We start from the raw sequence: 14,755 nt of genomic DNA on the forward strand, positions 1-14,755 counted from the left end.
AAAACTTCCTTATGCGGTGATCGAAAGGGGTTGCGACTGGGCTTCTATGTTCACCGACGCAACATCCACTAATTTACTAAGTTGGCCTTGCAACAGACTGATGGGACGGTCGCTGGCCACAGTGACGCTAATAGTAACACTATCCCGTTCAGCTGAGGCATTCATCTGCATTTCCCGCACCGCAAAACCGCGGTGGCGTGTCACCCTCAGTAACCGCTCTAATGTCGCTGGGCGATCCTTAGCCTCGATATGCATGGTATGCATCATGACTGTTTCTCCATCATCTGTTGGTTTGCCGCGCCTGGTGGCACCAGGGGCCATACATTTTCTTCGGCATCAATAGCCACATGTAACAGGTACGGACCCGTTGCAGACAACATGGCATCTAACGCCGCGGGGATTTGCTCCCGCTGGGTAATTAACTGGCCAGGGATATCAAAAGCACTGGCCAGCGTTAAGAAATCTGGGTTGTCTGACAGATTGGTTTCGCTATAACGCTTATCAAAAAACAACTCCTGCCACTGACGCACCATGCCCAACCGCTCGTTGTCGATGAGGACGATTTTAACTGGCAAGTTAAAGCGCTTAATTGTGCCTAACTCCTGAATATTCATCATGATGGAGCCATCACCGGTCACATTCACCACGGTGGCATCAGGGCGAGCTAACTGCGCACCAACCGCGGCAGGCATACCAAATCCCATGGTGCCTAAACCACCACTAGACAGATGATCATGAGGCGAATCAAACTGCATATGCTGTGCGACCCACATCTGGTGCTGTCCAACATCACAGCTCACCACCGCATCATCAGGCAATTGGTCGGACAGCTGACGCAATAAGGCCGGGGCGTAGATCCCTTCGCCCGGCGCGTCATAACGCCATGCATACTGTGTTTTCAGTTGGTCACACTGACTACGCCATTCATCAATAGATAATGTCATTGCCAAAGCCGCCAATGCCGGTTTCATATCGCCATGTAATAGTGCGTGAGGGCGACGCAGCTTGCCGAACTCCACTTCATCAATATCAAAGTGGATCACTTTGGCATCCGGAGCGAAGGTATCCAGCTTGCCTGTCACCCGATCATCAAAACGTGCACCAATGGCGATCAATAGATCACTAGATTGTACCGCCAGATTCGCCGCCTGATTACCGTGCATGCCCAGCATGCCAAGGAAGCGAGGGTGATCTTTCGGCAAGGTGCCGATCCCTTTTAACGTGGTCACTGCCGGGATTTGCGTCTGTTCAAGGAAAGCGCGCAGTTCAGGCACGGCTTTCGCCATACCCACACCGCCGCCAACATATAGCACCGGTCGCTCTGCCTGACTCAGCAGCTGCCGCGCCAATGCCAGTTGATCCGCGGTCGGCGCAGGCAAAGCATCATCAGAAACTAACAGGGGAGGCAACTCAGCAGCAGCCAATTGAATATCTTTCGGTATATCGACCAGCACAGGGCCAGGGCGGCCACTTTTAGCCAATGCAAAAGCTTGCTGCAGTACATCACCCAATTCGGCGATATCTTCAACCAAGAAGCTGTGTTTGGTGATAGGTAAAGACAGACCTAAAACATCCACTTCCTGAAACGCATCCGTGCCAATCAGCGGGCTGGCAACTTGGCCAGTGATGGCAACCACAGGAATAGAGTCAAGATAAGCGTCAGCCAAACCGGTGATCAAATTAGTCGCGCCAGGGCCTGAGGTGGCTAAACAAACACCAACTTCACCGCTGGCACGGGCATAACCCAGTGCGGCCAGGGCAGCACCCTGTTCGTTGCGCACCAAGATGTGCTTAATTTCGCTCTGATAAAAAGCGTCATAGATCGGCATGATTGCGCCACCAGGATAACCAAAACAGGTAGATACCCCTTGTTGTACCAGCGCCTTAATGACTAACTGCGCTCCATTCATCTCGAATTCCTGTCTTTTATCTCGGTCATCCGCATCAACGTCAATGCGGTAAAAAAAAACCCCCGAGCCTTACGGCGCGGGGGTTTCGATATTCAGTGTTGTCTACCCAAATAACGCCCCGCGCGGTTGGCTAATCACCACCACGACACGTACGATAATAAGTAGGCTTACAGACAACATGTTCACTATTCTTGGCTCTGCGTAAATTTGTGATTACAGATACATTACCGAAATAAATACCATAGCTTTTGACAGATCACAATTTTTTTGGGCTAGATTTAGCAAATGAATCGCGCAGCAGTTCCTGTTATTCACCGAAAGTCCCAGCAAAACATCAATTTTTTCGGTGTGTTATCCCTGTTTCTGCTGTTATTTACACTACTTGCAGCAAACGCCTACGCCAAGCCAGCGAAAACAGCACTTACCCTTGCGGTATTGGACTTCCGTGGTGCAGATGTCGCCCGCGCGCGCTGGCAACCCCTAGCTGACTTTATCGCCACCACATTACAAACAGAAGTGACGTTAGTACCGTTGCAGCACACCGAACTATTAGCATTGGCGGGGCAAACCGACCTACTGCTGAGTAACCCGGTCGTCACCAGCCAACTCTTAAAGTACCAACCCAACTATCAGGTGGTCGCCACGTTAAACAGCCAAGCCTATGGCGATGCATTCGCCGGAGATATTATCGTTCATCGCGATAGTCCGCTGCACAGCATGGCGCAACTGCAAGGCCGGGTGATCGGCGTGGTTAATCAATCGACATCTGCAGGAGGGTTCCTGTTCCAGGCCTATGAACTGGTAAAACTAGGTTGGCAGCCACTATCCAATTATGTGCAGTTTGCCACCCTGAATAATCAATACGCCATTCTGCAACGCGTTGCCAATAAGCAGGTCGATGCCGGGTTTGTCCGCAGTGGGCTGATTGCCGATGCGAAGGAGTATGATCCCACTCTGTTTCGAGTCTTACCGCCAGCCAATCCTGCCGATAGCCCTCATACCACCCCTAAATATCCACACTGGGGGGTCGTAGTGAGCGATAGCTTAACTGCGCAACAGATCTCTCAAGTTAAAATGGCTCTGCTAAGCTTATCGGCGAGTAGTCCGGTTGCCACTGCGGCAGGGATAAAAGGGTTTGTCGCTGCGGCGGATTATCAGGCGATAACCGAGTTACTCAACCAGATACAACCAGCACTAGAGAAATAGATTTGATATAGGTTTTACTGCAGCAAAAGGAATTGCGCACCATGTCTTTAGCGATTGTTCATAGTCGCGCCTCTGTTGGCGTGATCGCCCCACAAGTAGATATCGAAGTCCATTTAGCCGCAGGCTTGCCTGCTTTCAGCATTGTTGGATTACCGGAAGCATCAGTACGCGAAGCCCGCGAACGGGTTCGCAGCGCCCTGCTCAATGCACGATTTGAGTTTCCCGCCAAACGGATCACCGTCAATCTGGCACCGGCCGATCTGCCAAAAGAGGGCGGTCGCTTCGATCTTCCTATCGCCATCGGCATTCTTGCGGCGTCAGGGCAGATCCCCCTCGACGCGCTGAGTCGCTATGAGTTTGCCGGTGAACTGGCGCTCGATGGTTCTCTGCGGAAAATTACCGGCGCTATCCCGCTCGCTATTGCTAGCGAACAAGCCGGGCGCGCACTGATTTTACCCATACACAATGCCGCAGAGGCGGCCAAGGTAGACAACTGTCGGGTGCTGGCTGCCGATCATCTGCTGCAGGTCTGTGCCGGACTAAATGGACAACAAAGCTTGCAGCTGATGGATAGTGCTCCCGCAGAGACAGCCACGCCAAACTATCCTGACATGGCAGATGTAAAAGGTCAGCATCAGGCGAAGCGAGCACTGGAAATCGCCGCAGCAGGGAACCACCACCTGCTGCTATTTGGTCCTCCTGGTACAGGTAAAAGTATGCTCGCCAGCCGCTTACCCGGAATTTTACCCCCCATGGATCAACAGCAAGCGCTCGAATCCAGTGCCGTCTACTCGGTCAGTAGTCAGGGCTTTAAGCCAGCACAGTGGCGGCAACGCCCATTCCGCGCACCGCATCACTCCTGTTCAGCCATCGCCCTAGTGGGTGGCGGTAGCCACCCGAAGCCTGGGGAGATCTCACTGGCACACCGCGGCGTGTTATTCCTTGATGAACTGACAGAATATGACCGCAAAGTACTAGAGATGCTGCGGGAGCCTCTGGAAACAGGCCATGTCACTATCTCCCGAGCCGCTCGCCAAGCGGAATTTCCCGCACGCTTCCAATTGATCGGCGCCATGAACCCCAGCCCATGTGGCACTTGGGGTGTACCTGGTGTACAAAGTCGCTCGACACCCGATCAGGTCAGGCGCTATCTGAGCAAGCTGTCCGGCCCATTTATCGACCGTTTCGATCTCACCGTAGACGTACCGCGGGTATCACCCGCAGAACTGGCGGATATCGACACCCCACAAATAGACACTGCCACCATTGCCGCTAAAGTGGCTACCGCCCATCAGCAGGCATTAGCGCGCCAAGGCTGCGCCAATGCACAACTCGGTGGTAAACAACTGGATCAGCACTGCCGCCTAACCAGTGAAGATAACCGGTTTTTGGGCATGGCTATCGACAAACTTGGGCTCTCCGCCCGCGCCTACCATCGCGTGTTGCGCGTGGCACGTACCATTGCGGATCTGGAACAGGCACCGAGCATACACAGCGGCCATCTCAGCGAAGCATTAGGCTTTCGAGCATTTGATCGATTGTTGGCGAGGTTAGCGGCGGCTTGATCTCAAGGCTGGGCGCGCTACTTGGTCGCGCTCCATGTTTAAGCATTCAATTGGGTTGGCATCTCTTGTTGTATCTGCGGCGCTGCAGCGAGCTGCTCAACACTCTCTTTTGCCTTGTGCTTAGATTCAAGATAACAGTTCACTAGCCCAACACAAGAGATCACAATCCAACAAAGTTGTGCGGTAAAAGAGGGGCCATTCCAATGTACAAACAACGAAATAGCCATACAAGTAGAGGCGGCCAGGTTCAAACCGATATATTCATAACTATTACCGCTTACCTTACCGGCATTAAGCAGTAGATATGAGGCAAGATAGAGCACTCCACCAAGTGCGCCAATAAAGTTGAACAGGTCCATGGCTACTTCTTTTAACTCGCTGACTAAATGTAGAAAAAATTGGCGTTAGCCGGTTTAGGAGCGCTTTATAAAGCAAGCTTTCAGGCAAGAAAAATGATTCTTTTTTGTTGTTACGATTAGTAAAAGTAATGCAACGTAAAAACCAGGGAGTTATCAGCTTTTAAGTACCTTAAAAAAGAAAGATAAACACTAAAAACAGCAGCTTGAGTGACGCCCCAAAACGGGGCAAGCAAAATAGACATAAGCAGCGTCAGAATAATTAGGGCAAACTATTTTACTTCTACCGCCTTTCCCGCTACCAATGCCACGCCTATTTTCTGTTTGCACCCGTCATTCAGCGCACCAAAGCTGCCGTTTTGCCCCTCTTCAGGCCTCTCCCTATCGGCTGGAGCAGCCCAAATTCAGCTAAACTTCACCCACTGGTAGCCTGTCGCAAGCAAAGCCCCGTTGAGCACAGCCTAAAAAACTAGGCGAGTGGCGGATCTAGCATTAGAATGGCGCCCTTAAAATTGTTGTTTATTTAACCTATTCAGAGATCACGCCATTGAGTAATTCGGCCACCGAACGCGCACGTCACACCTACAATGTCGCTCATTGGAGCGAAGGTTATTTTGATGTCGATGAACAAGGGAGCCTGACTGCCAATCCGACCGCCAATAGCGAGGGGCACTCTATCCCGCTACCAGATCTGGTGGAAGATATCCGCGCCCATGGTTTATCACTACCGATCCTGATCCGGTTTACCGATATTCTTTATCACCGTGTTGATACCCTGATCCGCGCCTTTGAAAAGGCCAAGCAAGATTGTGAGTACCCTGGCGGCTACACCGCGGTATACCCAATCAAAGTGAATCAACAGCGCAGCGTGGTGGAAAAGCTACTCAGTCATACCAGCGGCAAAGTCGGCTTAGAAGCCGGCTCTAAACCTGAGCTACTGGCGATTTTAGGGGTTTCAGATACCCCGATCACTATCGTTTGTAACGGCTACAAAGATCGCGAGTTTATCCGCCTAGCGCTGATCGGCCAGAAGATGGGGCACACGGTTAATATCGTGGTAGAAAAACTCAGTGAGCTGAATAAGGTGCTGGAAGAAGCCGCGGATCTTGAAGTGGAACCGCGTATCGGCATCCGCATCCGCTTAAACTCTACTGGTAAAGGCAAATGGCAGAACACCGGTGGTGAAAAGGGCAAGTTCGGCTTGGCCGCCCATCAGGTACTGGAAGCTGTTGAACGCCTGAAAGCGATGGGTAAAGAGCAATATCTCTGCTTGGTGCATTTCCATATTGGTAGCCAGGTAGCGAATATTCGCGATATTCAGAAGGCGATCCATGAATGCGCCCGCTACTATGCCGAGCTTCGCCACCTTGGCGTACCCATTGATACGGTTGATGTTGGTGGTGGTCTTGGGGTGGATTATGAAGGTAGCCGCAGCCGTCACGGTTGCAGCGTCAACTACACGCCATTTGATTATGCCAACCGTGTTGTCCACGAGCTGGATGAGATCTGCTACGAACACGGCCTGCCACATCCCAATATCATCAGCGAATCGGGCCGTTCAATGACCGCCCATCACGCCGTCCTGGTAGCCAATGTGATCGACAACGAACGCCAACCTAAGGGTGAAAACCTGCCGGAGGTCGGTGACGAAGCGCCTTCCATGATCTATGAATTATGGCAATGTCATCAGCGTGTCGATGCCCACAGTGCTCTGGAAGCCTACCACGAGGCGATGTACTGCATCGGCGAAGCGGCAAGCCAGTTCTCCCACGGCATGCTCAACATCAGCCAATGGGCACAGGCAGAACAGATCTACTTCGCTATCTGTCACGAAGTACGTAAGCACTTGAAACACAGCAGCCGTGCCCACCGTGAAGTATTAGACGAGCTCAACGAAAAGCTGGCCGACAAACTGTTCTGTAACTTTTCCCTGTTTCAATCACTACCGGATATCTGGGGCATTCAGCAACTGTTTCCAGTGATGCCACTGCAAGGAATGGATCGTCCGCTCACAGATCGCGCCATTATTCAGGACATTACCTGTGATTCCGATGGTCAGATCCGGCAATATGTCGATGGCGCAGGGATCGAAGCCAGCTTGCCAATGCCAAAGGCGAAACAGGATGAAGAGCAGCTACTGGGCTTCTTTATGGTCGGTGCCTATCAGGAGATCCTCGGTGATCTACACAACCTGTTTGGTGATACCGATTCTGTGCATGTTGAACTTACTGACGACGGCTACAGTCTCAGCAGGTTAATGAAAGGCGATACCGCTGCACAAGTGTTAGATTATGTTCACTTTGAGCCACGTCGCCTAGTCGAAAGCTACCGTCGCCAACTGGCGAAAGTAGGCAACCGGAAAGAAGTAAATAAGCTACTGATCGAGCTGGAAGCAGGGGTCAGCGGATACACCTATTTCGAGGACTAAGCATGCTGAGTTTTCTGCCTAGTTTTATTAAAGGGCCCCTAGGCCTGTTGTTATATATCGTGAATACCATTTTTTGGGTGTTGCCGATCTTGCTGCTTTCATTCTGCAAGCTGCTGGTACCAATCACCCTGTGGCGCAAACTCTGCACCTACCTGTTAGATGCTTGTGCCGTTGCCTGGATCAGCATCAACAACGTCAACCAGCGGCTACTCACAGGCACCCGCATTGCAGTGCAGGGGTTAGAGGGAGTCGTGCGTAAAGAGTGGTATCTGGTACTGGCCAATCACCAAAGCTGGGTCGATATTCTGGTACTGCAACGGATCTTCAATCATCGCATCCCGTTTCTGAAATTCTTCCTCAAGAAAGAGCTGATTTGGGTGCCATTTCTAGGCGTCGCCTGGTGGGCGTTAGAGTTCCCGTTTATGCGCCGTTACAGCAGTGCTTTCCTAAAGAAACACCCGCACTTGAAAGGCAAAGATATCGAAGCAACGCGCAACGCTTGCCGCAAGTTTCGCTTTAAACCCACCAGCATCATGAATTTTGTTGAAGGCACCCGTTACACAGAGCAAAAACATGAAAAGCAGGCATCCCCCTATCAGCATCTGCTGCTGCCCAGAGCGGGTGGTATCGCCTTTGTGTTAAATGCCATGGGTAATCAACTGCACAAGCTGGTGGATGTGACCATTCTTTATCCGCAACAGCGCCCCAGCTTCTGGGATTTTGTCTGTGGTAAAGTAGCAGAGATCAAAGTCGATGTGCGCGTACTACCGATTGATGAGCACCTGATCGGCGACTATCAGAACGACAAGCAGTTCCAGCAACGCTTTCAGGGCTGGGTAAACCAACTGTGGCAAGAGAAGGATCTCAAACTGGCAGAGATGAAAGCCTCGCAATGAGGCTTTTAGCAACCCCCTCCCTCAATGTTCATTCCGTCGACACCACAAGGTAGCTGATCCGCGATGTTGAGTTTTCTTCCGGGCCCTTTGTTAGCCGTTATCAATCTGTTTTTTATCAGCCTATGGCTGGGACTGTGGGGCGGATTGATCTTTCTCGGTGGCCTACTGAAGCTGTTACCCATCTCCCCTTGGCGCAAGCTAATCAATCTATTCTTACATGGCTTCTATCAAGCCTGGACCCTGTGTATGCACGGTACGCTGGCATTAACCAACTGCATTGAATGGCAGATTGAGCTGCCAGCCGAGCTTGATACCAAGCACTGGTACCTGCTGATCAGTAACCACCTGAGTTGGCTGGATATCGTGGTGCTCACCTCCCAGCTCCATGGTCGTATCCCAATCGGCAAATTCTTCTTAAAACAGGAACTAATTTGGGTGCCTTTCCTCGGCATCGGGGCATGGGGATTAGATATGCCGTTTATGAAACGTTATTCCAAAGCGTTTTTAGCCAAATATCCGCACCTCAAAGGCAAAGATATTGATGCCACGCGCGCTGCCTGTGCCCACTTTCGTCATAGCCCCACCACAGTGATCAACTTTGTTGAGGGCACACGTTTTACCGCTGAGAAGCAGCAACATCAGCAAGCACCTTACCAACATCTATTGGCGCCTAAAGCGGGTGGGATCGCCTTTGCCCTAAACGCAATGAAGTTTGATGCCATCCTCAATACCACGCTCTGTTATCCCGACAACAGAGAGCCCGCCATGCCTGCGGCACTAAAAGGAGAACTAAAACGGGTGGTACTAAAGATTGAAGCAATTGCGGTGACCGATGAGCTGATTGGCGACTACTTTGATGACGCCGCATTTCGCCATCAGTTTCAGCAACAACTCAATGGCTGGTGGCAGGCAAAGGATGATCAGTTATCTGAACTGCTGGCGGGCGGAAATACCGGTGCGACAATCACAGATTCTGTCACGCCTTGTAAGTAACCCTCGGGCTCCACTGCACACTGACAAAAAATATCTATTGGACTGCTACCCGGCATAGGGCATGACCCAATGGGCGTGACGCAGATAATATGCTTACTGTACTGCAAGCGACGCCCCGTATTACGCGCTTTATAAGGCCGCTCAAATACCCATTCGCCTTGGGTATCAGGCTTAAGCGTCAGATTGTCTGGCAAAGGCTGAGCACAGCCAGAGATCAGCGCCAGCGCAGCACTAAGCAACAACAAACCGCCTGCAAAACCATTGTGGGTCATATTGGGTTACCTAACATTCTGTACCACTGGGGTAGCGGGTTTAAAGCGCCCCCTCATCCCAGCCTTCTCCCGCTAGGGGAGAAGGAGCGAAACAACAAAGAACAACCGCTCCGCTTGTGATCCCCTCTCCAAGGGGAGAGGGCTAGGGTGAGGGGTCTTTGCCCTTTCCATACTCCAGGATCGCCGCCGACAACGCATCCAACTGGGTTTCATCAAACAACCATGAAGACGCAAAAGCGTCCCCTCATCCCAGCCTTCTCCCGCTAGGGGAGAAGGAGCGAAACAACAAAGCACAACCGCTCTGCTTGTGATCCCCTCTCCAAGGGGAAAGGGCTAGGGTGAGGGGTCTTTGCCACTTTCACACCGCAGGAGCTCCGCCGCGAGTGCATCTAACTGGGTTTCATCAAACAGTTGTACACCGATACGGCGCAAATGGCTCACCGTCACACCATCCCCCGTGATTAGACGCCCTTGAAACGCTCCATCATACACATGGCCGCTACCACAACTGGGACTGCGCGCCTTCATCAAAGCTAAACGAATCCCCTGCTGCTGTGCCAACTTAACCGCCAGCGTGGCGCCAGCTTCAAACTCAGCCGTCACGTCCACACCCTGTTGCGTGATCACCCGGCCACCCGGCTGTTGCTCAGCCGCTGGGCGGGGCACAGATAACCCCCCCGCCACTTCCGGACACACTTTGACTAATCGCCCTTCCGCCTGCCAACGTTTAAGTAACGGATGCTGACATAGCTGGATCTCGCCGTTATAACGCACGCGATCGCCTAGTAAACAGGCGCTGATGAGAATTTTTTCCATGATAACTCTGTAGTGATGACTATTTATTATTAGGAGATTCCGAGCCAATAGGCAATGATTACAATGCGCAGACTAAGCCCCGCCCGTGCAAATAAAGACACGTGTTTGAGGTGACCGAACAACTCGCCAGAAATAAAAAACTGATAACTTCTGCCAATGGTCGAATCCAAATAATAGCCATGATGTTAACTCGCAAACGGTAACCCAATTCATCCATCTATTGTTGTTACCAGCAAAACTGAATTAAATGTCCACAGGTATAATACACCGCTGCTTTTATTTCCTAGAACCAAGAGAATAGCGTATATTCATAGTCATAAAATGAGCATTTAAACAATCGATAAACAATATTATACAAAGCTCTCTATCATTGAATAAATTCTAAGGGAATAAGAAGTGAGAAGAATACTTACCTGTCTGTTGCTAATATTTTCATTATTCGCATGCCAAGACCGCTCCACAGAGGATATCAATGCCGTTAAGGCCTGCTTTAGTGAATACAAGCACTCAATTCTAAGTAGCCAAGGAAAAAGGGCGGTGAAATATGTCAGCCAACGCACTGTTGATGAGTATCAGAAGTATGTCGATTGGGCTCTTTACGCTGACAGACGAACCTTCAAGAACTTATCGATTATCAATAAATTTCAGGTGCTTCTTATTAAGCACCAAATCCCTTTAGAACAATTACGCTCCATGACTGGAAAAGATGCTTTTATATATGCCACTAATCATGATTGGATTAGTAATGAAACAGTTGTAAAAACAACCATCACGGATATTCAACTTCAGGGAGAACAAGCAAGTGCGGTCGTGAAGATAGGTGAAAAACTAACCTCCCATAAATATCAGTTCATTCGAGAAAACAACCAATGGAAGTTCGATATGATCGATACGCTTAACACAGCCAATTTAGCACTCCAGGCGCTCATAGATAAACAAGGTGTGTCTGCAGAACAGCTTATTTTTTCGATGATTGAAGCAGCCAGTGGGTCGCAAGTGTCTAGCACTATTTGGGAACCGCTACTGATAAAAAAACCATAAACGAAACATAAAATATTTACTAAGTGAGAACAAGATTCAATATATCACCCCGCAAAAAAAGGCGCCTACAGGCGCCTTTTTGCTTAAACCGGATCAATCGTCATCTAAACGCTATCAGGTTTACTTTTTCTCTAACAAAAACAGCACTAACTGTACGAACTCATCCGCAGACTTGATAGAGCTGGTGTTAACCTTGTATTTACCGTTGACGAAGAAGCTTGGCACACCGGTGATCTTGTAATCTTTGGTGGCTTTCTGCATCTGGCTAACCAGACCGTTAACCGCAAAGCTGCTAACCGCACCATCATACTGACCGGCATCAACGCCGTTCTTAATAAAGAAATCACGCAGTGCCGCTGGGGTCTGTAGGAAGTTTTTCTTGCCATGCACTTCATTGAAGATCGCGGGTAACACGGTGTCTTCAACTTTTAGTACCAACATGGTGGCATAAGCACGAGTGTACAAAGGGCCGATATCGCGACCAACAAAATCCACGTGATTCCGCTTAAACTTCACCCCTGGCGGAAGCTGCTTGCTCAGCTCATGCACGATAGGCTCAAAGCTATAACAATGACCGCAAAGCACGGAGAAAAATTCGGTGATCTCTGGCTCGGCACTGGCAACACTGCGAACAACAGTGTAGTGCTTGCCCTCTTGAAAACGCTCTGCACACGCCGTGATCGGCAGCAGCAATACCAACAGAGATAAGAGGATCTTTTTCATTCGTATAGGTTCCTAGAAAGTAAGCTCAGCTAATTCAGTTCAGAATGTCCGATGCTAGGGATTTACAGCCAAGGCTGCAAGCTTAAAGGTGGTTCTTGCAGGCTAGATAACTGTTCTTTACACGCCAGGATCTGTCCTTCCCAATATTTATCGCTGTTAAACCAGGGGAATGCCTGAGGAAAAGCAGGATCTTGCCAGCGACGCGCCAGCCATGCCATGTAGTGGATCTGACGCAATGCCCGTAGCGGCTCGATCAATGCCAACTGCTTGTTATCAAACTCACAGAACTGCTCATAGCCTTCCAGAATCAACTCTAACTGCAGAATACGTTCGGCGCGTTCGCCTGACAGCAGCATCCATATATCCTGCACCGCAGGCCCCATACGGGCATCATCCAGATCGACAAACTGCGGGCCAATCTCATCACGCCACAAGATGTTGCCAGGATGGCAGTCACCATGCAGTCGGATCGGCGTATAAACTGCCGCTTCGGCCAGATGCCGCTGCAAGGCCGTGAGCAGGTGCTCAAGCACGGTAAAGAACGGCGTTTTCAGCGAATCGGGCAACATATTAGCTTGTTGCAGATACTCAGCCGACTGGGCACCAAAACTGTCAAAATCCAAAGTAGGGCGATGCACAAAATCCTGTTTACTGGACACCATATGCAAGCGGCCAACAAAACGCCCCACCCACTCCAGCTGATCCAAGTTATCCACTTCCAGGTGACGACCACCGACACTGGGAAACACCACGAAGCGATAGCCTTCCGCTTTGAGGAGTGTTTTGCCAGCAAAGGTCAGCGGCGCAACAACAGGGACTTCCGCATCAAGCAACTGCTGGGTAAAGGCATGCTCCTCCAGGATCGCATCATCGCTCCAGCGTTCAGGGCGGTAGAACTTAACAACGTAACGCTGGCGCTCCTCATCAAGAAATTGATAAACGCGATTTTCGTAGCTGTTCAAGGGCAGCAAACCTGAGTCGACCCGAATGCCCTGACTTTCCAGCGCATCAAGGATCAGCTCAGGCGTGAGCTTAGCAAAGTGAAATTGACTCACTGGGAGGTCATTTCCTTATTTAAAGGGGTATCGCCATGACTAGCGTCGGCTAAAGAAGCGGCTGTCGATGCGCCGGGCATCGTCACTGCTATCGGTAGTCACAACAAACTCTATCCGCGTCATGGGGCTCGTTAATTCATAGGGGTCAACCGCCAGACTGATCGGCACATCGGCGACATCGCCAGCGGCCACCTCTATCTGCTGTGGGCCGCTCCACTCATAGGGCGGCAGCCCTTCAACACTCAGGTGGAACTGCGTGGCTTGCTGAGTTTTATTCACCAGTACCAAGGTATAGGTGTTTTCGATCCAGCCCTCGTTGGTTTCGCGGAACATCTGGTTGCGATCGCGCAACACATCCACTTCGAAATTAACCCGCAGGTTGGCGGTCACGACAAACGCAATCATCATCACCACCAACGCTAAACCGTAACCGATCAGCTTGGGCCGCACTAACTCTGTGGTGCCTCCAGCTAAACGGTGTTCGGTGGTGTAGCTGATCAGGCCTTTTTCATAACCCATTTTGTCCATGGTCTGGTCGCAAGCATCGATACAAGCACCACAGTTGATGCACTCATACTGCAGGCCATTCCGGATATCGATGCCGGAGGGGCAGACCTCAACACAGAGGTTACAATCAACACAATCGCCCAGCCCAACCGCTTTATAATCTTCTTTGCGTTTACGGGGGCCACGGGCTTCACCACGATCGACATCATAACCAACGATAAAGGTATCTTTATCAAACATGGCGGACTGAAAGCGGGCATAAGGGCACATGTGGGTACAAACAATAGTACGCATCCAGCCAGCGTTGGCATAGGTGGCCAACATAAAGAAGATCACTGAAAAAGTGGCGGCAAAGCTCAACTCACCGGTAAACAAACCAAACACCACATCGGGGGCTGGCACAAAATAAGCCACCATGGTGATACCGGTCACCAAGGCCACGGCTAACCAACAGAAATGCTTGAAGGTTTTACGCCAGAGTTTTTCAAAGTTCCAAGCTGTCCGGTCAAGTTTTACCCGTTTATTGCGGGCGCCTTCAATTTTTTCTTCGAACCAAATGTATATAAAGGTCCAGACCGTTTGTGGGCAGGTATAGCCGCACCAAACACGACCTAAGAAAGTGGTAAAGAAGAACAGGGCAAAAGCGGCGATCATAAACACGAACGCCAATAGAATGAGGTCCTGTGGAAACAGAGTGACCGAGAAGAAATTGAACTGCTGCGCTTCGATATCGAGCAAGATCGCCTGACGCCCTTGGTAAGGGATCCAGGGGGTGAGCATAAACAGCGCCATCAAGAACCAGCCACCGTAGCGACGCAAGCGTTGAAAAACGCCTTTCATCGCCCGTACGTAAATGGTGTTGTTAGGATGAACGGGTTGGTCACCCATCTTGGTTTTAGCGGCAGGGCGGGGCCGGGAAGGCTTGATTTCACGCACCTCGATTTTATCGCTCATCACTGTCCTCACTGCTTTACAAAAGGCGCTCTC

General features: G+C 50.6%; 14 protein-coding genes. 6 read left to right on the forward strand and 8 right to left on the reverse strand.

The genetic code is table 11. The annotated features are described in order from the left end of the window. Positions 1 to 9 precede the first annotated feature (9 nt). Both ilvM and ilvG read right to left on the reverse strand, forming a co-directional pair. Positions 10 to 267 (reverse strand): acetolactate synthase 2 small subunit, encoded by a 258-nt coding sequence (gene ilvM, locus EZV61_RS12825; RefSeq protein WP_233496514.1) that lies wholly within the window; start codon positions 265 to 267, stop codon positions 10 to 12. Further along, positions 264 to 1,910, reverse strand: a complete 1,647-nt coding sequence (gene ilvG, locus EZV61_RS12830) for an acetolactate synthase 2 catalytic subunit (protein ID WP_131416084.1) — start codon at positions 1,908 to 1,910, stop codon at positions 264 to 266. Before ilvG ends, ilvM begins: the two co-directional genes overlap by 4 nt. A gap of 285 nt (positions 1,911 to 2,195) precedes the next feature. Between ilvG and EZV61_RS12835 the strand changes: the two genes are divergently transcribed. Then, a complete protein-coding gene (locus EZV61_RS12835; protein WP_131416087.1) occupies positions 2,196 to 3,116 on the forward strand; it encodes a phosphate/phosphite/phosphonate ABC transporter substrate-binding protein in 921 nt (306 codons plus the stop codon). A 41-nt stretch (positions 3,117 to 3,157) separates the two neighbouring features. Continuing rightward, positions 3,158 to 4,681, forward strand: a complete 1,524-nt coding sequence (locus EZV61_RS12840) for a YifB family Mg chelatase-like AAA ATPase (protein WP_131416089.1) — start codon at positions 3,158 to 3,160, stop codon at positions 4,679 to 4,681. Positions 4,682 to 4,719: 38 nt separating this feature from the next. Here the strand turns inward: EZV61_RS12840 and EZV61_RS12845 are convergent, their stop codons facing one another. Continuing rightward, positions 4,720 to 5,040, reverse strand: coding sequence for a CBU_0592 family membrane protein (locus EZV61_RS12845; protein ID WP_131416091.1), 321 nt, complete (start codon positions 5,038 to 5,040; stop codon positions 4,720 to 4,722). 544 nt (positions 5,041 to 5,584) lie between these two features. Between EZV61_RS12845 and speA the strand changes: the two genes are divergently transcribed. From speA to EZV61_RS12860, 3 genes are all read left to right on the forward strand, one after another. Next, positions 5,585 to 7,465, forward strand: a complete 1,881-nt coding sequence (gene speA, locus EZV61_RS12850; protein ID WP_131416093.1) for a biosynthetic arginine decarboxylase — start codon at positions 5,585 to 5,587, stop codon at positions 7,463 to 7,465. Positions 7,466 to 7,467: 2 nt separating this feature from the next. Beyond that, positions 7,468 to 8,361, forward strand: a complete 894-nt coding sequence (locus tag EZV61_RS12855) for an acyltransferase (RefSeq protein ID WP_130567820.1) — start codon at positions 7,468 to 7,470, stop codon at positions 8,359 to 8,361. A gap of 63 nt (positions 8,362 to 8,424) precedes the next feature. Next, positions 8,425 to 9,354 carry an acyltransferase gene (locus tag EZV61_RS12860; RefSeq protein WP_131416095.1) on the forward strand — a complete coding sequence of 310 codons (930 nt, stop codon included), beginning with the start codon at positions 8,425 to 8,427 and terminating at the stop codon, positions 9,352 to 9,354. On the opposite strand, the gene EZV61_RS12865 is transcribed toward EZV61_RS12860, so the two are convergent. Beyond that, positions 9,282 to 9,626 (reverse strand): hypothetical protein, encoded by a 345-nt coding sequence (locus tag EZV61_RS12865; protein WP_131416097.1) that lies wholly within the window; start codon positions 9,624 to 9,626, stop codon positions 9,282 to 9,284. The genes EZV61_RS12860 and EZV61_RS12865 overlap by 73 nt on opposite strands. Before the next feature lie 333 nt (positions 9,627 to 9,959). Continuing rightward, complete coding sequence (locus EZV61_RS12870; protein WP_131416099.1) at positions 9,960 to 10,442, reverse strand: 2-thiouracil desulfurase family protein; 483 nt, start codon at positions 10,440 to 10,442, stop codon at positions 9,960 to 9,962. 396 nt (positions 10,443 to 10,838) lie between these two features. Between EZV61_RS12870 and EZV61_RS12875 the strand changes: the two genes are divergently transcribed. Further along, on the forward strand, positions 10,839 to 11,483 hold the full coding sequence (locus tag EZV61_RS12875) for a hypothetical protein (RefSeq protein ID WP_131416101.1): 645 nt from the start codon (positions 10,839 to 10,841) through the stop codon (positions 11,481 to 11,483). Positions 11,484 to 11,603: 120 nt separating this feature from the next. Here the strand turns inward: EZV61_RS12875 and EZV61_RS12880 are convergent, their stop codons facing one another. The 3 genes from EZV61_RS12880 to ccoG all read right to left on the reverse strand — a co-directional run bounded on the left by EZV61_RS12880 (position 11,604) and on the right by ccoG (position 14,722). Further along, a complete protein-coding gene (locus EZV61_RS12880; protein WP_114339309.1) occupies positions 11,604 to 12,206 on the reverse strand; it encodes a thiol:disulfide interchange protein DsbA/DsbL in 603 nt (200 codons plus the stop codon). A 62-nt stretch (positions 12,207 to 12,268) separates the two neighbouring features. Next, a complete protein-coding gene (locus tag EZV61_RS12885) occupies positions 12,269 to 13,261 on the reverse strand; it encodes a serine/threonine protein kinase (RefSeq protein ID WP_131416103.1) in 993 nt (330 codons plus the stop codon). A 39-nt stretch (positions 13,262 to 13,300) separates the two neighbouring features. Then, a complete protein-coding gene (ccoG, locus tag EZV61_RS12890) occupies positions 13,301 to 14,722 on the reverse strand; it encodes a cytochrome c oxidase accessory protein CcoG (protein ID WP_131416105.1) in 1,422 nt (473 codons plus the stop codon). Positions 14,723 to 14,755: the final 33 nt, after the last annotated feature.

This window comes from Corallincola luteus (assembly GCF_004336975.1).
Classification (GTDB): Bacteria; Pseudomonadota; Gammaproteobacteria; order Enterobacterales; family Neiellaceae; genus Corallincola; species Corallincola holothuriorum.

Coding starts and splice junctions, on each gene's coding strand:
- ilvM (WP_233496514.1), bottom strand. CDS start 267: ATGATGCATACCATGCATATCGAGGCTAAGGATCGCCCAGCGACATTA.
- ilvG (WP_131416084.1), bottom strand. CDS start 1,910: ATGAATGGAGCGCAGTTAGTCATTAAGGCGCTGGTACAACAAGGGGTA.
- EZV61_RS12835 (WP_131416087.1), top strand. CDS start 2,196: ATGAATCGCGCAGCAGTTCCTGTTATTCACCGAAAGTCCCAGCAAAAC.
- EZV61_RS12840 (WP_131416089.1), top strand. CDS start 3,158: ATGTCTTTAGCGATTGTTCATAGTCGCGCCTCTGTTGGCGTGATCGCC.
- EZV61_RS12845 (WP_131416091.1), bottom strand. CDS start 5,040: ATGGACCTGTTCAACTTTATTGGCGCACTTGGTGGAGTGCTCTATCTT.
- EZV61_RS12855 (WP_130567820.1), top strand. CDS start 7,468: ATGCTGAGTTTTCTGCCTAGTTTTATTAAAGGGCCCCTAGGCCTGTTG.
- EZV61_RS12860 (WP_131416095.1), top strand. CDS start 8,425: ATGTTGAGTTTTCTTCCGGGCCCTTTGTTAGCCGTTATCAATCTGTTT.
- EZV61_RS12865 (WP_131416097.1), bottom strand. CDS start 9,626: ATGACCCACAATGGTTTTGCAGGCGGTTTGTTGTTGCTTAGTGCTGCG.
- EZV61_RS12870 (WP_131416099.1), bottom strand. CDS start 10,442: ATGGAAAAAATTCTCATCAGCGCCTGTTTACTAGGCGATCGCGTGCGT.
- EZV61_RS12880 (WP_114339309.1), bottom strand. CDS start 12,206: ATGAAAAAGATCCTCTTATCTCTGTTGGTATTGCTGCTGCCGATCACG.
- ccoG (WP_131416105.1), bottom strand. CDS start 14,722: ATGAGCGATAAAATCGAGGTGCGTGAAATCAAGCCTTCCCGGCCCCGC.